The sequence below is a fragment of the Flavobacterium ginsenosidimutans genome (assembly GCF_003254625.1).
GTDB lineage: Bacteria > Bacteroidota > Bacteroidia > Flavobacteriales > Flavobacteriaceae > Flavobacterium > Flavobacterium ginsenosidimutans.
In genome coordinates, this window is sequence record NZ_QJRJ01000071.1 from 161,963 (window position 1) to 183,477 (window position 21,515).

General features: G+C 33.7%; 19 protein-coding genes. 14 read left to right on the forward strand and 5 right to left on the reverse strand.

The window, feature by feature from the left end:
• The first annotated feature begins 99 nt into the window (after positions 1-99).
• Entirely contained in the window at positions 100-585 is a 486-nt protein-coding gene (locus DM444_RS06335; RefSeq protein ID WP_111284959.1) for a DUF6252 family protein, read from the forward strand.
• 86 nt (positions 586-671) lie between these two features.
• On the opposite strand, the gene radA is transcribed toward DM444_RS06335, so the two are convergent.
• The 4 genes from radA to panC form a co-directional block, all read right to left on the reverse strand.
• A complete protein-coding gene (gene radA, locus DM444_RS06340; RefSeq protein WP_111284960.1) occupies positions 672-2,033 on the reverse strand; it encodes a DNA repair protein RadA in 1,362 nt (453 codons plus the stop codon).
• A complete protein-coding gene (locus DM444_RS06345; protein ID WP_111284981.1) occupies positions 2,033-3,187 on the reverse strand; it encodes an alpha/beta hydrolase in 1,155 nt (384 codons plus the stop codon). The genes radA and DM444_RS06345 overlap by 1 nt, the downstream gene beginning before the upstream one ends.
• Before the next feature lie 203 nt (positions 3,188-3,390).
• Positions 3,391-3,741, reverse strand: a complete 351-nt coding sequence (panD, locus tag DM444_RS06350) for an aspartate 1-decarboxylase (RefSeq protein ID WP_008465481.1) — start codon at positions 3,739-3,741, stop codon at positions 3,391-3,393.
• Between the two features lie 14 nt (positions 3,742-3,755).
• Positions 3,756-4,604, reverse strand: a complete 849-nt coding sequence (gene panC, locus DM444_RS06355; protein ID WP_111284961.1) for a pantoate--beta-alanine ligase — start codon at positions 4,602-4,604, stop codon at positions 3,756-3,758.
• Between the two features lie 106 nt (positions 4,605-4,710).
• Between panC and DM444_RS06360 the strand changes: the two genes are divergently transcribed.
• From DM444_RS06360 to DM444_RS06425, 13 genes are all read left to right on the forward strand, one after another.
• Positions 4,711-5,517: a glycogen/starch synthase gene (locus DM444_RS06360; RefSeq protein WP_111284962.1), complete on the forward strand. Its 807-nt coding sequence runs from the start codon at positions 4,711-4,713 to the stop codon at positions 5,515-5,517.
• Positions 5,518-5,539: 22 nt separating this feature from the next.
• A complete protein-coding gene (locus DM444_RS06365) occupies positions 5,540-7,138 on the forward strand; it encodes a DUF4270 domain-containing protein (protein WP_111284963.1) in 1,599 nt (532 codons plus the stop codon).
• Between the two features lie 9 nt (positions 7,139-7,147).
• Positions 7,148-8,998, forward strand: a complete 1,851-nt coding sequence (glmS, locus tag DM444_RS06370) for a glutamine--fructose-6-phosphate transaminase (isomerizing) (RefSeq protein WP_111284964.1) — start codon at positions 7,148-7,150, stop codon at positions 8,996-8,998.
• A gap of 433 nt (positions 8,999-9,431) precedes the next feature.
• The gene (locus DM444_RS06380; RefSeq protein WP_111284982.1) at positions 9,432-12,260 is read left to right on the forward strand and encodes a TonB-dependent receptor domain-containing protein; all 2,829 of its coding nucleotides are present in this window, start codon (positions 9,432-9,434) and stop codon (positions 12,258-12,260) included.
• An 80-nt stretch (positions 12,261-12,340) separates the two neighbouring features.
• Positions 12,341-13,894: an SGNH/GDSL hydrolase family protein gene (locus tag DM444_RS06385; RefSeq protein WP_111284966.1), complete on the forward strand. Its 1,554-nt coding sequence runs from the start codon at positions 12,341-12,343 to the stop codon at positions 13,892-13,894.
• Positions 13,895-14,130: 236 nt separating this feature from the next.
• Positions 14,131-15,642, forward strand: coding sequence for a F0F1 ATP synthase subunit beta (gene atpD / locus DM444_RS06390; RefSeq protein WP_111284967.1), 1,512 nt, complete (start codon positions 14,131-14,133; stop codon positions 15,640-15,642).
• 82 nt (positions 15,643-15,724) lie between these two features.
• Positions 15,725-16,006 carry a FoF1 ATP synthase subunit delta/epsilon gene (locus tag DM444_RS06395; protein WP_111284968.1) on the forward strand — a complete coding sequence of 94 codons (282 nt, stop codon included), beginning with the start codon at positions 15,725-15,727 and terminating at the stop codon, positions 16,004-16,006.
• 62 nt (positions 16,007-16,068) lie between these two features.
• Positions 16,069-16,584: a hypothetical protein gene (locus DM444_RS06400; protein WP_162614927.1), complete on the forward strand. Its 516-nt coding sequence runs from the start codon at positions 16,069-16,071 to the stop codon at positions 16,582-16,584.
• Between the two features lie 171 nt (positions 16,585-16,755).
• Positions 16,756-17,394: an NAD(P)-dependent oxidoreductase gene (locus DM444_RS06405; protein ID WP_111284970.1), complete on the forward strand. Its 639-nt coding sequence runs from the start codon at positions 16,756-16,758 to the stop codon at positions 17,392-17,394.
• Between the two features lie 78 nt (positions 17,395-17,472).
• Positions 17,473-18,609, forward strand: coding sequence for an aminotransferase class I/II-fold pyridoxal phosphate-dependent enzyme (locus DM444_RS06410; RefSeq protein WP_111284971.1), 1,137 nt, complete (start codon positions 17,473-17,475; stop codon positions 18,607-18,609).
• Between the two features lie 105 nt (positions 18,610-18,714).
• Positions 18,715-19,578 (forward strand): TraB/GumN family protein, encoded by an 864-nt coding sequence (locus DM444_RS06415; RefSeq protein WP_111284972.1) that lies wholly within the window; start codon positions 18,715-18,717, stop codon positions 19,576-19,578.
• Positions 19,579-19,585: 7 nt separating this feature from the next.
• Positions 19,586-20,089: an RNA polymerase sigma factor gene (locus DM444_RS06420; RefSeq protein WP_111284973.1), complete on the forward strand. Its 504-nt coding sequence runs from the start codon at positions 19,586-19,588 to the stop codon at positions 20,087-20,089.
• Positions 20,079-20,693, forward strand: coding sequence for a hypothetical protein (locus DM444_RS06425; RefSeq protein WP_111284974.1), 615 nt, complete (start codon positions 20,079-20,081; stop codon positions 20,691-20,693). The genes DM444_RS06420 and DM444_RS06425 overlap by 11 nt, the downstream gene beginning before the upstream one ends.
• Before the next feature lie 45 nt (positions 20,694-20,738).
• Here the strand turns inward: DM444_RS06425 and DM444_RS06430 are convergent.
• A partial coding sequence (locus DM444_RS06430) for a T9SS sorting signal type C domain-containing protein (RefSeq protein WP_162614928.1) occupies positions 20,739-21,515 on the reverse strand: 777 nt, incomplete at its 5' end.

Consider the following 21,515-nt stretch of genomic DNA (forward strand, 5'->3'; position numbering starts at 1 on the left):
TCTTGATTCTATTTTCTTTTGATATTTGTGGAAAACCATAACTTTATGTAGTAAATATCTTATATATTTGTCTCGTTAAACAATAAAAAAACCAGTCAAATGAAAATTTTAAAAAAAATTATGTTTTTGTCTTTTGCAATTGGTGCATTAGTCTTGTCTTCATGCAGTAGTGATAATTCGTCTGATGATACAGATGTTCCAGGCAGCCAAGAAGGATTTATGAAATTTAAGTATAATGAAAAAGTATATACTTTTTCAGAACCTGCTTTAATTACTTCGGGAAGTGTAAATATAATGGGAAGTTCAGGAATTGATGACACATATAAAAAAATCTCTTTATGGGCTCCTTTAAACATTACAACGGGAAGCCATCCAATAGTGTATGATTTGTCAAATCTTACAACTACTTATCAGGCAACTTTTAGTTTTATTCCAGAAATAAACAATTCTAATGCTACATCTGGAACTATAAATATAACCGCTAATGATGATAAAAAAATTGAAGGAACTTTTAGTTTTTCAGGTACTTCAAAAGGAGAAACATTTACAGTTACTGAAGGAAGCTTTAGAATTATAAAATGGTAAGAATTTAAGAAGGTTATAAAAAATCCTGCTAGCATGTATAATAATACACTTTAGCAGGATTTTTTTATAATATATTATTCTAAAAATTATCCAAAAAGGATACTTGCAACATCTTCAATTTTTGCTACAAGCTCAATCTTAATTCCAGTATTTTTTAAAGCAATTTTGTTGTATTTAGAAACAAAAATTGTATCGAAACCTAATTTTTCAGCTTCCTGAATGCGTTGGTCAACACGATTTACAGGACGAATTTCGCCAGAAAGCCCAACTTCGCCAGCAAAACAGAAACCTTTTCCAACTGGAATATCTTCGTTTGAAGATAAAATCGCAGCCACAACCGCCAAGTCAATTGCAGGATCATCAACAGAAATTCCGCCAGTTACATTTAAGAAAACGTCTTTTGCGCCTAAACGGAATCCAGCTCTTTTTTCTAAAACAGCCAAAATCATGTTTAGTCTTTTGGCGTTGTAACCTGTTGTGCTTCGTTGAGGTGTTCCATAAACAGCTGTACTCACTAAAGATTGTATTTCGATCATCAACGGACGCATACCTTCTAAAGTTGTTGCAATTGCAGTTCCTGATAATTCTTCGTCTTTATGAGAAATCAGGATTTCAGAAGGATTGCTAACTTCTCGCAATCCGCTGCCTAACATTTCGTAAATTCCAAGTTCTGATGTTGAACCAAATCGGTTTTTTAGCGAACGTAAAATTCGGTAAATATGATTTCTGTCGCCTTCAAACTGTAGAACGGTATCGACCATATGTTCCAAAATTTTTGGACCCGCGATATTTCCATCTTTTGTAATATGCCCAATCAAGATTACGGGAATATTACTTTCTTTAGCAAATTTGATGAGTTCTGCAGTGGTTTCACGAATTTGAGAAATACTTCCCGCAGTCGATTCGATATAATCGGTATGTAAAGTCTGAATCGAGTCGATTATGACTACTTCAGGCTGAATGGTTTCAATTTGTTTGAAAATATTCTGCGTTTTTGTTTCAGTAAGAATATAGCAGTTATCACTGTTTGGCGTAATTCTTTCTGCGCGCATTTTTATTTGTTTTTGGCTTTCTTCACCAGAAACGTATAAAGTTTTATAAGGTAATTTTAAAGAAACTTGAAGTAAAAGTGTACTTTTTCCAATGCCGGGTTCACCGCCCAAAAGCGTTAAAGATCCAGGAACAAGTCCGCCTCCTAAAACACGATTCAATTCACTGTCAGTAGTGTCCATTCGAACTTCCTGTGCAGAATCAATTTCGGTTATTTTTAAAGGTCTTGGCGCTTTGCTAACTGGAGCAGATTCACTTTTCCAGGCAACTTTGTCTTGTTTTTGAATGATTTCTTCGGCAATCGTATTCCATTCTTTGCAGGCGTTGCATTGCCCTTGCCATTTGGCATATTGGGTTCCGCAGTTTTGGCAAAAAAAGGAAGTTTTAACTTTTGACATTATTTGGTTTTTTTAGCAAGCGTATTCATTTCGTCAATTTTCTCATACATCATGTCTTTGTTTAAATCACCAATTGGCTCCATTTGAGAAGCATTTTGATATTTTTTCGAAGCATGTTTAGGATCACCCATTTTTTCGTACATCAAGCCTAATTCATATTCTCCTAACATGGCTTTTGGATAATTTACATTTCCAATTTCAGCCATTTTACTTAATTCATCGTAGGCGTTTCTTTTTAAAATAAGATTTTCTACTACTTTAAAATCACTATATCTAACAGGAATCTGAACTCCTAAAACCTCAGACATCGCTGTATATTTTTTTTCTAAATATTCTGCGTAACCTGTTTGAAGAACCGCAATTTTGTCGTTGTATTCGGCAGAATTTATTGGTCTGTATATTTCAAAAATCTGGTACAGTGCACTTGGTATAGAGTGTAATACTTCTGTATAATGCGTAGCACCTTTGAATACATCATATTTATAATTCACTAACGGATTATTGGCAATTTTAATATTTCCGTTTAATTTATCTATAGGTTCTTTTATTTTCTTAATATCGCCTTCTCCAGCAGAAAGATAATAAAACACTGGTTTTTTTATTTTAGCAAACTTTTCGGCAACACGCACTTCCATTTTTGGTGCAAGTTCTGGACTTAAACAGATGTAGGCATCGAAAAGCGGAATTTCTTTATACAAATAAAAATTAGCAAAACTTGCCGTTAAATCGTGACCTGCAATAAGTCTGAAAGGCGATGTACGGTATTTTTTTTCTATATATGGAATTAATTCAGCTCCGATAAACTCGAAAAATTTTGCTCCTTTTTCAAAAGGAAGCCCTTCATTTTGATCGATTGTTGTGTCATCAAAACGTTCTCCGTCTTTATTTTGATGAATTCCAATGATAATCATTTCGGGAATGTCATCCCAATAAGTGCCATAACTTATAGCTCCAGAAAACGGGTCAAATAAATAATCGCCATCCAATAAATAAAGAACTGGATATTTTTTGTCTTTGTTTGCTTCGTAAGAAGCAGGAAGTCCGATTGTGATTCTTCGTTCTTCTCCTAGTTTTTCTGATTTAATGTTGTCGAACGTTTTTTGTGCGAACGACGAAATTGAAATTAATAAAATTAGCAGGTAAACTTTTTTCATGATTTGTGGCATTTCAGTGAATTAAAAAGTATTGAAAATAGTGTGGCAATATACTATTTTATTTGCTTCTTTGTTAAGTAGATTAAAAATTGAAGCACAGTGTTTTATCGTCTTAATCATTTTGGATTGAGACAAAAGAAGAGTGTTTTTGTGCAAAATTAGCTTTTGACAAAGTAGGGTAATTCGGTAAGAAAAAGAAAATCTTAGGTTAAAGAATTGTCATTTTCGTTAGGGAAAATAATCCAAGGTTTGAAGGTTTTAGCTTCTTCAAAATCTAGGGTTGCATAAGAAATGATAATGATGATATCATCTTTTTGTACTTTTCTTGCTGCAGGACCATTCAAAGTGATTTCGCCTGAATTTTTTTCACCTTTAATAGCGTAAGTTTCAAAACGCTCGCCATTATTAATGTTAACAATAGATACCTTTTCGCCTTCAATGATGTTTGAAGCTTCTAGTAGAGTTTCATCAATAGTAATGCTGCCAATATAATTTAAATCGGCTCCCGTTACTTTAACACGATGAATTTTTGATTTTATAACTTGAATTTGCATGCTGCAAAGTTAGATTAATTTAATGAAATGGTGTCAATCAGTCTTATAGAATTAACAAATACCGCTATAAATGCTCGGTAATTTTTGTCATTCTCTTTCTGATCGATAGATAAAAGTGTGGATTCGTCAGCAATAACAAAATATTCAAGTTCAAATTCCTTGTTGTCTTTGAAAGAATTTTCTACGAATTCGACAGTTTCTTGCGGACTATGATTTTGAAAAAAGTCTTTTGCTTCGGTCAAAATTTTATAAATAATTGCAGCTTCTTTACGTTCATCTGCAGTAAGACGTTCATTGCGTGAACTCATCGCAAGCTGATTTTCTTCTCTAAAAATAGGGCAGCCCACAATGTTTACTGGTAAATGTGTTTTTTCGACCAGTTTTTTAACAATTTGAAGCTGTTGGAAATCTTTTTCTCCAAAATAAGCATTAGTTGGAGTTACGATTTCGAATAGACGTTTCACGATTGTTCCGACTCCATTAAAATGTCCAGGTCTGAATTTTCCTTCCATCTGATTTTCCAATCCGTCAAAATCAAAAGTTTGAGAAACGGTATTTCCCTCATAAATATCATCGACAGAAGGAGCGTATAAAATAATTTTATCACTTAATGTACGCATTTTCTTAACATCTTCTTCTAGTGTCCTAGGATATTTTGCTAAATCTTCGGGATTATTAAATTGCGTTGGATTGACAAAAATACTAACTACTGTGTCGTTGTTTTCTTTTAGCGAACGTTGCATTAAAGCCAAATGTCCTTGGTGTAAAGCGCCCATTGTTGGTACAAATCCGATAGTTGAATTTGCGGTTTTGATAGTTTTAAGATAGGCTATCAAAGCTGCTTTACTGTAGAAAATATGCATTGAGGTATTATTAAAATTTATGCAAACATAATATATTAGTTATAAACTGCATAAATTTTTGTAATTTTGCGACGTTTTTATTACCAAAATTAAGTAAAATACTATTATGAAAGATAAGAGGATATTATATGTATCATCTGAAGTCGTGCCTTATTTGGCTGAAAATGAGGTTTCTTTAATGTCTTATGACGTTCCGAAAATGATTAATGATCAAGGCGGTCAGATAAGAATTTTCATGCCAAGATATGGAAATATCAACGAGAGAAGACACCAGTTACACGAAGTGATCAGACTTTCAGGGATGAATTTGGTAGTGAATGATTTAGATATGCCGTTGATTATTAAAGTAGCTTCAATTCCGAAAGAAAGAATTCAGGTTTACTTTATTGATAATGATGAATACTTTAAACGTAAAGCAACCTTCGCGGATGAAGAGGGTGTTTTATATCCTGATAATGACGAAAGAGCAATTTTCTTTGCAAAAGGTGTTGTTGAAACTGTAAAAAAGTTAAACTGGGTTCCGGACATTATACATGTTCACGGATGGCTGGCGGCAATGCTACCAATTTACATGAAACATTATTACAAACATGAAGCATTGTTTTCTGAAACTAAAATTATTACTTCTGTTTATGGACAGTCGTTTGATGAAAATTTAGATTTGGAAATGATTAATAAAGTTAAATTTGATGGTGTTCCTCATGACGCTGTATCAGATTTAGAAGTTCCAAATTACGAGAATGTGTTAAAAGCTAGTATTTTACATTCGGACGGTGTTATCATTGCGTCAGAAAATGTTTCGCCAAGTTTAACAAAATTTATAGAATCTTCAGGAAAACCTTTTTTACCTTTCGCCACGAAAGATGCATTTGCTGACGCTTATACAGATTTCTATAGAACTTTTGGACTTTAAATTTTTAACTTTATTATAAAACATGTATAATACTTCTTTTGTTAAAAAAATCTTTTTAGCTGTAATTGCTGTTTTTTTATATTCTTGCGATAAAGATTTTAATGCGCTTGGTGATGGTTTAGTAGGTGATGATCATTTTGGACTTGAACCTGAAAAATATGATGTTGTGGCTTTTAACCAAGAAGTAACTCCTATCCAGTCAAATAATTTGGGTACAAATGCGTTAGGTATTTATGATGACCCGGTTTTTGGAACTACAACTGCAAGCTTTGTAACTCAAATAGGACTTGAAACTTATGCACCAACGATTGGAGAATCTCCAGTAATTGAAAGTGTTACTCTTAGTATTCCTTATTTTAATACGTTAAAAACGACTAATGATGACGGAAGCCATACTTACGAATTAGATTCTATTTATGGAGATAAAAACGGAAAATTAAAATTAAGTATTTATGAGTCTGGTATGCAGATGAGAAACAGTTATTTTAATAATGGTTCTCAATTGCCACAGTATTATTATACAGATCAAGACGCTGATTTTTCTGGAAAAAAATCAGGTGATAGACTAAATGATAGCACTAATAAGCTAGAAAATGATGAATTCTTCTTTAGTTCACAGGAAATTTCAGTAACAACAATTGATCCTGATACTAAGAAAGAAACGGTTGATAGAAGTGTTCCAGCAATGAATTTAACCCTTAATAAGAAATTCTTTGAGGATAAAATATTAAAAGCAGCCGCTTCAAAACTTTCTACAGAAGATATTTTTCAGGAATATTTTAGAGGGTTGTATTTTAATGTTGAAAGATCTGGAAGCAGTCCTGCTAATATGGCATTAATTGATTTTTCTGGAGGTAAAATTATTATCAAATATAAAGCTAAAACAGCTATTACGACAGATGCTGATAGCACTACTGAGGATAAAACAATTACTTTGTTGCTAAAGAGCGGTTATAGTACGGGTGTAGCAAGTACAGCAAGTTTTCTTCAAACGGTTCGAAAACCTGATTACGAAAGTGCTATAACAACAAATGTAAATAAAACAGAAGGAGACGAAAGACTTTACTTAAAAGGAGGTCAGGGATCTTTGTCTGTTATTCGTCTTACAGATTTTGCTTCTCAATTGGAAACAATTAGAGCTAGCAATTGGAAAGTAAATGAAGCTAATTTAGTTTTTACTATTGATGCTGATAAAATGACTGGATTAGTAGAGCCTAATAGGGTTTATCTTTATGATTTGACAAATAATACTCCTTTAATAGATTATTATTCTGATGGAACGTCTAATACTGTTCAGCCAGGACTTTCGAAATATGTTTTCGGGGGTATAATTAATCTGGATTCTAATAAACGAGGAACAACGTATAAAATTAGAATAACAGATCATGTTCGTAATCTTATTAAAGATGCGACAGCAAAAAATGTTGATTTAGGATTAGTTGTTTCTCAAAGCATTAACGTAAGTGCTTCAAATGTATTGAAACTTAAAAACGAAACTATTTCACAAGCACCGAAAGCATCGGTGATGAGTCCTCTAGGCACAATCTTATATGGTTCAAAAGCATCTGTTGCAGAAGATAAAAGAGTGCGACTTGAGGTTTACTACACGAAACCAAATTAATAAATATATATGTGTGGAATTGTTGGATATATCGGTCATAGAGAGGCCTATCCCATTGTTATTAAGGGATTAAAGCGACTCGAGTACAGAGGATATGATAGTGCCGGCGTTATGTTATATGACGAAGAGGCGGGTATCAAACTTTGTAAAACAAAAGGCAAAGTTTCTGATCTAGAAGCTAAAGCGAGTGAAGGTTTTACAACAAATGGAAGTATCGGAATTGGGCACACGCGTTGGGCAACACACGGAGTTCCAAATGATGTTAATTCACATCCTCATCTTTCAAATTCAGGAGATTTAGTAATCATCCATAACGGAATTATTGAAAATTATGCACCTCTAAAAGAGGAGTTGATTAAAAGAGGTTACTCTTTTAAATCGGATACTGATACTGAGGTTTTAGTTAATTTAATAGAAGAAGTTCAGAAGAAAGAAAATATTAAATTAGGAAAAGCGGTTCAGATTGCATTAAACCAAGTAGTTGGAGCTTATGCTATTGCTGTTTTTGATAAAAAAAATCCAAACGAACTTGTTGCGGCTAGATTAGGAAGTCCGTTGGCAATTGGAGTTGGAGAAGGCGAGTATTTTGTGGCATCTGATGCATCACCATTTATTGAATATACTTCTAATGCAGTTTATTTAGAAGATGGTGAAATGGCAAATATCAGATTACATAAACCGATTAAAATTAGAAAAATCCACGATGATTCTTTAGTTGATCCTTACATTCAAGAACTTCAAATGAATTTGGAGCAGATTGAAAAAGGTGGTTATGATCACTTTATGCTTAAAGAAATTTACGAGCAGCCAAGTGTAATTAAAGATACATACAGAGGAAGACTTCATGCTAATGAAGGAATTGTTCAGATGGCTGGTGTCGAAGACAATCTAGAGAAATTCTTAAATGCAAAACGTATTCTAATTGTGGCTTGCGGAACTTCTTGGCACGCGGGTCTTGTGGCAGAATATATTTTTGAAGAGTTTACGCGTATTCCTGTTGAAGTAGAATATGCTTCTGAATTTAGATACAGAAACCCAATTATCAATAAAGATGACGTAGTAATCGCGATTTCACAATCTGGTGAAACAGCAGATACTATGGCTGCAATTAAATTGGCTAAAGAAAACGGAGCGTTTGTATTTGGAGTTTGTAACGTAGTTGGATCTTCTATTTCTAGAGAAAGCCATGCAGGTGCTTATACGCACGCAGGACCAGAAATAGGGGTAGCTTCTACAAAAGCTTTTACTACTCAAATCACTGTTTTAACCATGATTGCTTTAAGATTAGGAAAAGCTAAAGGAACTTTATCAAATACAGATTTCCATACTTACCTTCAAGAATTAGAAATTATTCCTGAGAAAGTATCTGAGGCATTAGAAACGAATGATAAAGCAAAAGAAATTGCTGCTGCTTTTAAAGACTCTCCAAACTGTCTTTATTTAGGTAGAGGATATAATTTTCCAGTTGCTTTAGAAGGAGCTTTAAAATTAAAAGAGATCTCTTATATACACGCAGAAGGATATCCAGCTGCTGAAATGAAACACGGCCCAATTGCTTTAATTGACGAATTTATGCCAGTTATTGTTATTGCTCCTAAACAAGGGCACTATGACAAGATTGTAAGTAACATTCAAGAAATTAAATCAAGAAGCGGTAAAATCATTGCAGTTGTTACAAAAGGAGATACTCAAGTACGCGAATTGGCAGATTATGTAATTGAAATTCCAGAAACTTCAGATGCATTATCGCCATTGGTTACTACTATTCCGTTGCAATTACTTTCTTATTACATTGCTGTAATGAGAGGTTGTAATGTTGACCAGCCTCGTAACTTAGCGAAGTCGGTTACGGTAGAATAAATTTATTTATCCAAATATAATAGTTTTAAAAAGCGAGATTTAGGTCTCGCTTTTTTTTGTGTCTTATGATTTATGTTAATTATGAAATTTATAAAAACGACCAAATAAAGTTAAACTAAACTCCAAGTAAGTTTAAAAGGTTAAAAATGTTAAAAAAGCGAGATTTAGGTCTCGCTTTTTTTTATTATCAGAAATTTTTTTCTGGATATGTATTTTTATGAAATTTTCAAAAATTTGATAAAAAATTATATGTATGCATAGTATATTGATTTTTCTTTTGTATTTCTTTGTTTTTATTCTAATAAATTCAATTAGCAAATAGTTAAAATATTGTACAAATTGATGAAAAATATCAATTTTATTTAACAGTTTTTTATGCATATTAAAATATTTGTGTATTTTGGCTACATATACTAACGAAAAAACTACCCAAATGAGAGTCTACTTGCTAATTATGTTGTTATTCAGCGGAATATCTTTTGCGCAGAATACAATTACAGGTTCGGTTACAGATGGTACCAAACAATCTATTCCAGGAGCTAATGTTGTCGTTGTTGGAGAAAATAGTGGTACTTCCACTGATTTTGATGGTTCATTTAAATTGACGACCAATTCTAAACTGCCTTTTTCAATAAAAGTTTCGGCGGTAGGATTTGTGTCTAAAACAATTAGTGTGACATCAACAAATCAGAAGTTAAGTGTTATTTTAACAGATGAAGAAAACAAATTAGATGAAATTGTAGTTTCTGCATCTAGAACACCAGAGAGAGTTCTGGAATCTCCAGTAACAATTGAAAGAATGGGGGTTCAGGAAATCAAAAAAACAGCTTCACCTTCTTTTTATGATGGTTTAGAAAATATGAAAGAGGTGCAGATGAACACTAGTAGTATGTCATTCAAGTCAATCAACACTAGAGGATTTGCAACTGTTGCGAATACTCGTTTCATGCAGTTGGTAGACGGAATGGATAACTCGTCTCCTTTATTGAACTTTGTTTTAGGAAATATGATTGGGGTTTCGGAAGTTGATGTTCAAAGTGTGGAATTACTTCCAGGAGCATCATCTGCTTTGTATGGAGCAAATGCTTTCAATGGAATTTTATTCATGACAAGTAAAAGTCCGTTTACAAATCCAGGTATTTCAACTTATTTTAAATATGGAGCAACTTCGCAAGAGGCGGCAGGCACAAATGGATATTATGATTTTGGTATACGATTGGCTCATGCTTTCAATAAATACTTTGCTGCAAAAGCCAACTTTACCTATATGCAGGCTACAGATTGGTACGCAACAAATTATAACGATAAAACAAGAGGCGGTCTCGATAGAACAGATCCTAGTTATGATGGTATAAACGTATATGGTGATGAGGCTTCTACAAACATTAAAGGTGTTGGTTTAAAGCTAGAGGCAATGGGGTTGATTCCAGCTGGTGCATCTAATCTTTTGCCAAATTCAACTGTTAGTAGAACGGGGTATAATGAGATTGATTTAACAGATAATAAAGCTGCGAATAAGAAGGTAGATTTCTCTTTGCATGGAAGGCCTTTTGGAGATGAAAGATTGGAAATTATCTGGCAAAGTAAATTTGGTACAGGTAATGCCGTTTATCAAGGTGCAAACAGGTATTATTTAAATGACTTTTTTATGCAGCAACATAAATTAGAATTTAAAGGAAAAAACTTTTTCTTAAGAGGGTATATGACTGCAGAAGATGGAGGCCATTCTTACGATATGGTTTTTACAGGTATTAACGTAAACAGAAAATGGAAAGACGATAATACTTGGTTTGGTCAATATGCTGGAGCTTATATTCAAGGAACTTTAGCAGGTATGACACCGCAACAGGCTCATGCAACTGCTAGAGCTACAGCAGATACTGGTCGTTTCTTGCCAGGAACACCTGAATTTAAAAATGCGTTTAATCAAGTTATAAGTGATCCAGATGTTCTTAGCGGATCAAGATTGGTTGATAATTCTAAAATGTATCATTCTGATGCAAATTATAATTTTAGAGATATTATAAAATTTGCTGAAATTCAAGTTGGAGGTTCTTTCAGAGCATACGAACTTAACTCACACGGAAGAATTTATACAGATGCAAATAGCCCAATTAATTATAATGAGTATGGAGCGTATGCGCAATTGATGAAAAAATTTATGGACGACAGATTGAAGTTTACAGGATCTCTTCGTTATGATAAATCTAAAAACTTTGATGGTAATTATTCTCCACGTTTGTCTCTTGTATATTCTGCTGGAGAAAAAAGAAATCACAATTTCAGGGGGTCTTTCCAAACAGGTTTTAGAAATCCAACAACTCAAGATCAGTATATAGGTTTTAATATCGGAAATGCAGTATTGCTTGGTTCTGCTCCAGATAACTTGGTTAGATTCAATGAAACTTTTACTCTTAGCGCAGAAGGACAGGCATATGCAGGAAGTCCAACAAAAGTTATGAATGGTAATGATGCTTATGGAAATTCTTATATAGCAAGTTCGGTAACTGCATTTTCTGCAATGGCGGGAAGTGATCCTGTAGCGGCAGCGGCTTTGTTAAAGAAATCAAGAGCAAATTATGTGAAACCAGAAGAAGTAAAAGCTTTTGAATTAGGTTACCGTTCTATTTTTGAAGGTACATCAATAGATCTTAATGGATACTATAATATTTACAACGACTTTATTGGTAATTTAAATGTAGTTTCTCCTTTCTATGGAACTGCTCAGGATAATCCGAATATTGCGGCAGGTGTTTCTGATCCAGGTGTTCAGTCAATTAGAGCGCTTCAAAACGGAGAATATAGAGCGTATCAATTGTATACAAATTCAGATGTAGAAATACATTCGTTAGGATTTGGGGTTGGGCTTTCTAGAAAAATAATTGCCGACTTCGAATTAGGAGTGAATTACAACTATGCTCAATTTGATTTTGATCAAGCAAAAGATCCAAGTTTTGAGCCTGGATTTAATACGCCAAAACATAGAATTAAAATGTCGGTTGGAAATGATAAGCTGTTTAAAAATTTCGGATTTAATGTTAGCGGAAGATGGAACAGTGAATATTTATGGCAGGCTGGTTTTGCTGATGGTATAATTAAATCTGCTACGGTAATTGATGCTCAGATAAACTATGGAATTCCAAAGTTAAAATCTGTTGTGAAATTAGGAGCAGCTAATATTGGTGGAAAAGAATATTACCAAGTTATTGGAGCTGGATTAATCGGACAGCAATATTTTGCTTCTTGGACTATTAACCCATAATTATTAATTCTAAGTCAAATTCATTATTGATGTTTCTTAATGTAAAATTTGGAAACAGGTAATTATAAAAATATTAAGTTATGATAAAAAATTTCAAGTGGCTTTTATTGGTTTCGTTAACCTTTATGGCTTGTAATAGTGATGACGATGTAGCTCCTGTTGTAGAGTCGTCTGATGGTAAACCTTTGACTGCGGGTAGTGCTGATTTTTCAAAGTATGTTGCTTTAGGTGATTCTTTTGCTGCAGGTTTTAGTGATAATGCTCTGTTTATAAAAGGACAAGAGGGAGCGTATCCAAATATTTTAGCGCAGCAGTTTGCTTTAGTAGGTGGAGGCGAATTTAAAATGCCTTTTGCAAATGATAATATTGGAGGATTATTGTTGGGCGGAAATGTAGTTGCTGGCCCACGTTTGTATTTTAATACCAAAATAACGCCAGAACATCCTGCTTCAACTGTTGATCCTGTAAGTGGCGTGCCAACAACTGAAGTTACAGCACATTTATCGGGAACATTTAATAACTTAGGAGTTCCTGGAGCTAAAAGTTTTCATTTGCTAGCTCCTGGTTATGGCGATGTTGCTGGAGTTGCTTTAGGAAAGGCAAATCCATATTTTGCTCGTTTTGCATCGAGTGCAACAACAACTGTTTTGGCAGATGCTTTAATTCAAAATCCTACTTTTTTCTCGCTTTGGATTGGAGGGAACGATGAATTGGGTTATGCAACTGCTGGTGGAGATCCTGCTGTGAATCCTTTAACGCCTCCTGCAACTTTTGAAGCGGCATATAAAGGCTTGGTTGCTCAGCTTGTGGCTGGCGGAAGAAAAGGAGTTATTGCTAATCTTCCTAATATAACAACTCTTCCCCATTTTCATGTAATTGCTTACAATCAGCTTACTCAAGCAAATTTAACGGTTGAAGGAGTTAATATGGTTGCGGCTTTAAATGTTCAATTATATGGTCCTTTGCATAATGCGTTAGCCTATTTAGGGCAAGGAGATAGAATTAAGCTTTTGTCTACAACAGAAAATAATCCGTTATTAATTGTTGATGAAAACTTGCCAGATCTTTCTGCAAATCTAAAAGCGGTATTAATGGGCGGTGGATTAGATGCTACAACTGCTACAGTAATGGGACAGATTTTTGGAAAAGCAAGACAAGCGGTATCTACAGATTTAATTTGTTTAGGTGCTTCTTCTAGAATAGGTAAAGCTCCGAGCGTGCCAGCAGACGGAATTGCTTCTCCTTCTCCTTCTTTGTCACAATTAGGAATTACTTTCCCTTTGCCAGACAGATATGTTTTATTGCCTTCTGAAGTAGATGAGATAGAAGCGGCTACAATAGCTTACAATTTGGTAATTGAGGCAGCGGCAGAAGCAAATGGTTTGGCTTTTGTTGATGCTAAAACACTTATGGATCAATTAAATTCGTCAAACGGAATTACGGCAAACAATTTTACATTAAAATCAACATTTGTTACTGGAGGTATGTTTTCTTTAGATGGAGTTCATCCTTCTCCAAGGGGGTATGCTTTTATTGCTAATAAATTTATAGAAGCAATTAATGCGAAATATGGTTCGAACTTAAAAGGAGTTAATATTGGTAATTATCCGGTTTTATTTCCTGCTACATTATAATTAAAGCTATTTTTTTAACTTTAAAAACCGCTCATTTTTAAGATGCAGCGGTTTTTTCTTTTAGTAAAAAAAATGCTGTTTTTGTTATTTTTTAGGCAAGTTTTATGAATCAAACAAAATCATGGTATTTTTTATGAAAAAAAAATTGATTTTATATTTTAAAAAATTATCTTTGCGCTCTGAAAAAAGAGGTATTTTCGATAAACCTAAATAGCTATTTAATAAATACATAAGTAATGTCAAAAGTAATAGGAAAAGTTGCTCAAATCATTGGACCAGTAGTAGACGTAGTTTTCAACGGTAAAGATGTTGAACTTCCAAAAATTTATGATTCACTAGAAATCACTAAAAAAGACGGAACTATTTTAGTTCTAGAAGTACAATCTCATATTGGTGAAAACACTGTTCGTACCATTTCTATGGATTCAACAGACGGTTTAAGTAGAGGATATGAAGTAGTTGGAACTGGAAATCCAATCCAAATGCCAATCGGTCCAGATGTATATGGAAGATTATTTAATGTTGTTGGAGATGCCATTGACGGTTTAGGCGAATTGCCAAAAACTGGAGAGAACGGTCTGCCAATTCACAGACCAGCACCAAAATTTGAAGAATTATCAACTTCATCTGAAGTTTTATTTACAGGTATCAAAGTAATCGATTTGATCGAGCCTTATGCAAAAGGAGGAAAAATTGGATTGTTTGGTGGTGCAGGTGTTGGTAAAACAGTATTGATTCAGGAGTTGATCAACAATATCGCAAAAGGTCACGGTGGACTTTCAGTATTCGCAGGAGTAGGTGAAAGAACACGTGAAGGAAATGACTTGCTTCGTGAGATGTTAGAGTCAGGAATTATTAAATACGGTGATGATTTCATGCACTCTATGGAAAATGGAGGATGGGATTTATCTAAAGTAGATATGCCAGGAATGAGAGAGTCTAAAGCTACTTTCGTTTTCGGACAAATGAATGAGCCACCTGGAGCTCGTGCACGTGTGGCACTTTCAGGATTATCTATCGCTGAGTACTTCCGTGATGGAGCTGGATCAGACCAAGGAAAAGACGTATTATTCTTCGTTGATAACATCTTCCGTTTTACACAAGCAGGTTCAGAGGTGTCAGCACTTTTAGGACGTATGCCATCTGCGGTAGGTTACCAACCAACATTGGCAACTGAGATGGGTGCTATGCAAGAGCGTATTACATCTACAAACAAAGGATCTATTACATCTGTACAAGCGGTTTACGTTCCTGCGGATGACTTAACTGACCCGGCGCCAGCTACAACTTTCGCGCACTTAGATGCAACAACTGTATTGTCTCGTAAAATTGCTGAGTTAGGTATTTATCCTGCGGTTGACCCATTAGATTCAACTTCAAGAATTTTAACTCCTCAAATTTTAGGAAACGAGCACTACGATTGTGCACAAAGAGTAAAAGAAATTCTTCAAAAATACAAACAATTACAAGATATCATCGCGATCTTAGGTATGGAGGAGTTATCTGAAGAAGATAAACTTGCAGTATCTAGAGCACGTCGTGTACAACGTTTCTTGTCTCAGCCATTCCACGTAGCAGAGCAATTTACAGGTATCCCAGGTGTATTAGTTGATATTAAAGATACTATCAAAGGATTCAACATGATTATCGATGGTGAGTTAGATCACCTTCCAGAAGCTGCTTTCAACTTGAAAGGTTCTATTCAAGATGCAATCGAAGCTGGAGAGAAAATGTTAGCTGAAGCTTAATATAAATTATGAATTATGAGTTATAAATTATGAGTTTCTACTCACTTATAACTCATAACTTATAACTCATAACTCAAAAAAAATGATTTTAGAAATAGTATCACCAGAAGCGAAATTATTTTCAGGAGAGGTAACTTCGGTTAGCTTGCCAGGAGTTAATGGAAGCTTTCAGATTTTAAATCATCACGCGCCAATTGTTTCTATCTTAGAAGAAGGAACTATTAAAATTGCAGCTCCAAGCTTCAATTTTTCTAAAGAGGCTGCTGATAAATTCACGAGAGTTAATGACCAAACTTATACTTTAGAGATTAAGTCAGGAACAATCGAGATGAAAAACAATAAGATAATTGTATTAGTTGACTAAAACAATTTCAAAATAAGCTAAAAAGCCAGACAGTATTGTCTGGCTTTTTTTATTTTTGGCAAATGCAAGAATTAGAATTTGATCAATTGATTTATAAGTCAAAAAGGCCTTTTTGGCATTTTCTGATTGCATTGCCATTATATTATTTTTCAATTTCAATGATTTTTAAAACCTTGGATCTTTTTTCTTCAGGAAAAATAATTGAAGTACTGAAATTTGTTTTGGCAACATTTTTTATGTTAATCTGTGCGGCAGGACTGACTTTTACAAAAAGAGTTTATACAAGTTCCAAACTGAAAACAGTTAGATTTAATTTTACTCTGTTTAAGATTCCATTATGTAAAGATTCTGTTTTTAAAAATGTACAATATATATCGGTATATAAAAATCATTCAGATCGCGACTTTGAAATATATATATGGTTATCTGAAACAAAGAAAAAGTCGATCTCTGTTCATTTAGATTTGAAATCTGCATTTAGTTATGCATTAAAAATAGCAGATGGTTTGCAGGTTAATTTACTAGATGCTACTGAGAAAGGAAACTTTAAATGGGTAGAAAAAGAAAAAATACAATAAATTGAAAGTCAGACGTTTTGTCTGGTTTTTTTATTTTATTACTTTTGAAGTATTAAAATCTCTTTATAAAATATTTGGTCAATAGTAAGAGCTCAGTAAGCTTTTACAGTTTTGCTTCATGATTAGAAAATGAAGCATAATTTTTTATGTCAAATTTTATAAAGAATATATATGAAAAATATATCAAAAGTTGCTGTTCTTGGCGGCGGCGGAAGAACTGGAAAATATCTTGTAAACCAGTTATTAGAAAAAGGATTTAGTGTAAAACTACTATTAAGAAATCCAGACGACTTTACTATTCAAAATTCAAAAATAGAAATTATCAAAGGTGATGCTATTGATGAAGAATCTATAAATGTATTGCTTAAGGATTGTCAGGCCGTATTGAGTACGATTGGACAAAGGCCTGGAGAGCCAATGGTGGCAAGCCAGGCGACGAAAAATATTCTGAAAGCGATGGACAAATATGATATTCAAAGGTATGTTTTGCTGGCAGGACTGAATATTGATACGCCATTTGATAAAAAAAGTCCGAAAACAATTATGGCGACTGATTGGATGAAAACGAATTTTCCTGAAATCCAAAAAGACCGACAATTAACTTATGATCTTTTGGCTCAAAGTAAAATAGATTGGACGCAAGTTCGAGTTCCGTTAATCATTTTTTCTGATGAAACTGCTCAAATCTCTGTAAACTTGGAAGATTGTTTGGGAGAAAAAATTTCGGCTTTTGATATTTCGAAGTTTATAGTGAAAGAGATGGTCGAATCACATTATATCAGACAATCGCCTTTTATTAGTGCAATTTAAATCTTAAATTTATACAGCGGATCTTAATAGTATCCGCTGTTTTATTTTGTTGTAATTTCAATTGCATAACTTTGTTTTATGAAAATACCTGAAAATCTTAACCAGAAAATCGAAAATAGAAAGGGGAATAATCTTTTTAGGAAACTGCCTGTTTTTACTAATCTGGTAGATTTTTCTTCAAATGATTACATCGGATTTTCTAAATCAGAAATTATTTTCAAGCACACTCATGCCAATTTACTAGAAAATGAAATGCTGCAAAATGGAGCGACTGGTTCAAGATTGATTACTGGAAACCATTCTCTTTATCAAATTGCAGAAAATTATATAGCGCAATTTCATGATGCAGAAGCTGCGTTAATTTTTAATTCGGGGTACAATGCCAATTTAGGTTTTTTTAGTGCTGTACCGCAAGAAAATGATGTTGTTTTGTATGATGAATTATGTCATGCTTCAATAAAAGATGGAATTGCAATGTCGAGCGCTCAATCACACCATTTTATCCATAATGATATTGAAGATTTGGAACGTCTTATTCTTAAATTCCCAAATACGAATATCTATATTGTAACAGAAACTGTTTTTTCAATGGACGGCGATAGTCCGAATCTAGAAGAACTGATTCAACTTTCAGAAAAGTACCATTGTTATTTGGTCGTAGATGAAGCTCATGCTTTGGGTGTTTTTGGAGAAAAAGGAGAAGGCATGACGCAGTATTTACAATTGCATGATCGTTTTTTTGCTCGTATAGTGACTTTTGGTAAAGGTTTAGGATGTCAAGGTGCGGCTGTTTTAGGATCTGTAGAACTAAAAGAATATCTTGTGAATTTTGCAAGAAGCTTTATTTTCAGTACAGGTTTATCTCCACATTCTGTTGCAACAATTTTTACAGCTTATCAGCAATTAGAAATTGAAAAAGAAACAAGAGAAAAGCTTCGTCAGAATATTGTGTTTTTTAATCAGCAGAAAAATTTGCTGGGTTTAAAACCAATGTTCGTTCATAGTAAATCTCCAATACATTCTGCTATAGTTCCAGGAAATGAAAACGTAAAAAAGTTAGCGCAGGAACTTCAAGATAAAGGATTCGATGTGCAGGCGATTCTTTCGCCAATTGTTCCAGAGGGCCAGGAGCGTCTTCGTTTTTGTATCCACAGTTATAATTCGCAGGAAGAAATTAATCAGGTTTTAGAATTAGTTAGAGACTTTGTTTTTTAAATTCTGATTTTCCAAAACTTAAATTTGAAAAAAGAGTAAAGTTTTTTGTAACGTTTCGTTTATTCGATTACTTACAAGCTGTAATCAAATAAACCACATTAAATCATGAAAACCAGATTTCAATTTATAGTTACAGCACTTGCATTCTTCTTTGTTTGTATTATTTCAGCCCAAACAAAAACTCCAAAACTTGAAAATTCTCTTCTTTGGGAGGTTTCAGGGAAAGGACTTCAAAAATCTTCTTATTTGTACGGAACGATTCATATGATCTGTTCAAAAGATTATTTTTTATCAGAAAAAGCCAAAAACGCTTTTGAAAAATCGGATAAATTGTTTTTAGAAATCAACTTTACAGACCCGAATGAAATGAGCCAAATGCAGCAATTGGCAATGGGAAAAGAGCCGTTGAGCAAAAAGCTAACTCCAGAACAGCTGGCTAAACTAGATTTAATTTTAAAAAAGAGTACAGGAATGTCAGTTCAGCAAGTAGATAGTTTTAGTCTTTTGACTGTTTTGAGTTTGATTTCTATGAAAAGTTTTGGCTGTACAGATTTAAAGTTTTATGAAATGGAATTCTCGGATGCGGCCAAAAAAAGAAATGTTTCTATTGCGGGATTAGAATCTGTTAAATCTCAATTTGAAATTTTTGAAAATGCTTATTCTAATGATGAAATGCTGGCGCTTTTAGAAGAATCAACTCCTGATGAAACAGTTGAATTGGTTGATGCTTATAAAAATGAAAATATCGAAGCCATGTATGCAGTTAGTACAGATAAACGATTTACAAGTGAAAAAACTAAAAAGCAGATTCTTGATAACAGAAATCTAAACTGGGTAAAACAAATACCGGAGTTAACAAAGCAAAATAGTATTTTTATCGCTATTGGAGCGGCGCATTTAGGAGGTGAGTATGGAGTTATTAATTTATTGAGAAAAGAAGGATATACTGTAAAACCTGTGATGAATTAAATCTGTTTTGAGAGAGAAAGAACAAGAGTTTTTAAATCGGATAGAAAGCCATAAAGGAATTTTATATAAAGTTTCTAAGATGTATATGGATAATTCTGATGATCAGCAGGATTTGTTTCAGGAGATTGTATGCCAACTCTGGAAATCCTATGAGTCTTTTCGAAATGAAAGCCAGTTTTCGACATGGATGTATAGAGTTGCGGTAAATACGGCAATTGTCTTTCTGAAAAAAGAAAAACGGAAAGTAGATAAATATGAAATTCCTTCGGAGAATGTTAAAGATGATGAAAGTGATTCTCATATAAAAGAAAGTCAGTTGGATCATTTTTACAAAGCGGTACAGAAACTCGAAAAAATAGATAAGGCCATAATTTTTTATCAGTTAGAAGGTTTCTCTCATAAAGAAATAGGAGAGAACTTAGGTATTTCTGAAGGAAATGCGAGAGTAAAACTGAATAGGGCTAAGGAAAAATTAAAAGAAATTATAAAAAATCAGGGATATGGATTTTAACGAAATACAAAATGCATGGAATAACGATAAGCCAGAAAATGTTATTTTGCCAAAAAACTTAGAGAAGATTCAATCGGCTAATATGCCATTGGATAAAATCAGAAGAAATCTTAAAAATGAATTTGTTTATCAAATAATATCTATGTTTTTTTTGGGGACTATTCCGCTGATTTGCCATTTTAATGCACAAATGTTTTTTTTGTATTATTTGATTTATAGTTTGTTTTTGGCGGTTTGCGTTTATTATTTAGTAAAATTATATTTCTTTTTTAAACGGTTAAATGCAACAACTTTGAAAACAAAAGACAGTTTGTATGAGACCTATTTTGATATTAGATTAAATATGGAATTGTATAAAACATTTGGGTTTTCGCTGACTCCCTTTTTGGTTATTTATTTATTAGGATTTTATTTTTACGGTCTTTCTAAGACTTCTGGTTTATCAAATTTTGAATTTTCTAATGGACAATTAATAGGTTTCTTTGCGATTGTTGTTTTTACAGTGCTATCTATGGGAATTTCTTTAGAATGGTGGGTTCAAAAGTTTTATGGAAAATATGCCAAAGAGATAAAAAAAGTAATTGACGAATTGAAAGAAGAATAAAAAAGAAAACCCATCTTAACGATGGGTTTTTTTATAGCTAAAATATTAATGAAGTATAATTTTCTTTTTAGAAATGTAACCATTTTGGAGATTGGCTTTTACAAATAAAACCTGGTTTCCTGTTTGTAAATTAGAAATCTGTAATTCGGTACTGTTGATCTTCTTTTTGCTAAAGATTTCTTGACCAAGAACATTGTAAATCGCCACATCATTAATCGATTCTTTTGATGAAGAAACTTTGATTACTTTGTTTTTTACAGAAACTGTTATTCCATCTGAAAGATTCTCAAACTCTTCATTCCCTAAAGTTTTATTCGTGTACTTAAGGGTAAATCGATCTGTGAAAGTTCCAATAGCTGTATTGAAAGTATAATTTCCGGCGCGAAGATCGGTTACCGTTCCCGCTGTCTTATCTTCCAGATAAACTTCCTGAGTGTCAAAGAATCCGTCCGCCTGGTCAATTGCAATTGTCATATCGCCGGCAATGGCTGATTTGTATCCCAGCGGAATCACTTCCGTATTGTCAAATGGAAGCGCGCGTCCCTGGATAGTCAGTTTCTTTGTCCCGTTGATGGTGTAGAAGTCAACATAAGAATTTGATCCCATCGTTGCCGCATCGTAGTTTACGTCGATATCGTTTGTCGCTCCCTGCGCATAGCCAAGCAGAACCTGTTTGTAGGCACCTTCGGTATTGCTCAGAGTCATCCACAGGCGGTTCTTCTCCACACTCTCTGTTTTTGCAGTTTTGTAGAATTGCGTGTTATTGCCGTCCACACGCATTACATTGGTGAAGTTCAGAGTCGCAGTGGTCGGCTTGCAGAT

Coding starts and splice junctions, on each gene's coding strand:
- DM444_RS06335 (WP_111284959.1), top strand. CDS start 100: ATGAAAATTTTAAAAAAAATTATGTTTTTGTCTTTTGCAATTGGTGCA.
- radA (WP_111284960.1), bottom strand. CDS start 2,033: ATGTCAAAAGTTAAAACTTCCTTTTTTTGCCAAAACTGCGGAACCCAA.
- DM444_RS06345 (WP_111284981.1), bottom strand. CDS start 3,187: ATGAAAAAAGTTTACCTGCTAATTTTATTAATTTCAATTTCGTCGTTC.
- panD (WP_008465481.1), bottom strand. CDS start 3,741: ATGCAAATTCAAGTTATAAAATCAAAAATTCATCGTGTTAAAGTAACG.
- panC (WP_111284961.1), bottom strand. CDS start 4,604: ATGCATATTTTCTACAGTAAAGCAGCTTTGATAGCCTATCTTAAAACT.
- DM444_RS06360 (WP_111284962.1), top strand. CDS start 4,711: ATGAAAGATAAGAGGATATTATATGTATCATCTGAAGTCGTGCCTTAT.
- DM444_RS06365 (WP_111284963.1), top strand. CDS start 5,540: ATGTATAATACTTCTTTTGTTAAAAAAATCTTTTTAGCTGTAATTGCT.
- glmS (WP_111284964.1), top strand. CDS start 7,148: ATGTGTGGAATTGTTGGATATATCGGTCATAGAGAGGCCTATCCCATT.
- DM444_RS06380 (WP_111284982.1), top strand. CDS start 9,432: ATGAGAGTCTACTTGCTAATTATGTTGTTATTCAGCGGAATATCTTTT.
- DM444_RS06385 (WP_111284966.1), top strand. CDS start 12,341: ATGATAAAAAATTTCAAGTGGCTTTTATTGGTTTCGTTAACCTTTATG.
- atpD (WP_111284967.1), top strand. CDS start 14,131: ATGTCAAAAGTAATAGGAAAAGTTGCTCAAATCATTGGACCAGTAGTA.
- DM444_RS06395 (WP_111284968.1), top strand. CDS start 15,725: ATGATTTTAGAAATAGTATCACCAGAAGCGAAATTATTTTCAGGAGAG.
- DM444_RS06400 (WP_162614927.1), top strand. CDS start 16,069: ATGCAAGAATTAGAATTTGATCAATTGATTTATAAGTCAAAAAGGCCT.
- DM444_RS06405 (WP_111284970.1), top strand. CDS start 16,756: ATGAAAAATATATCAAAAGTTGCTGTTCTTGGCGGCGGCGGAAGAACT.
- DM444_RS06410 (WP_111284971.1), top strand. CDS start 17,473: ATGAAAATACCTGAAAATCTTAACCAGAAAATCGAAAATAGAAAGGGG.
- DM444_RS06415 (WP_111284972.1), top strand. CDS start 18,715: ATGAAAACCAGATTTCAATTTATAGTTACAGCACTTGCATTCTTCTTT.
- DM444_RS06425 (WP_111284974.1), top strand. CDS start 20,079: ATGGATTTTAACGAAATACAAAATGCATGGAATAACGATAAGCCAGAA.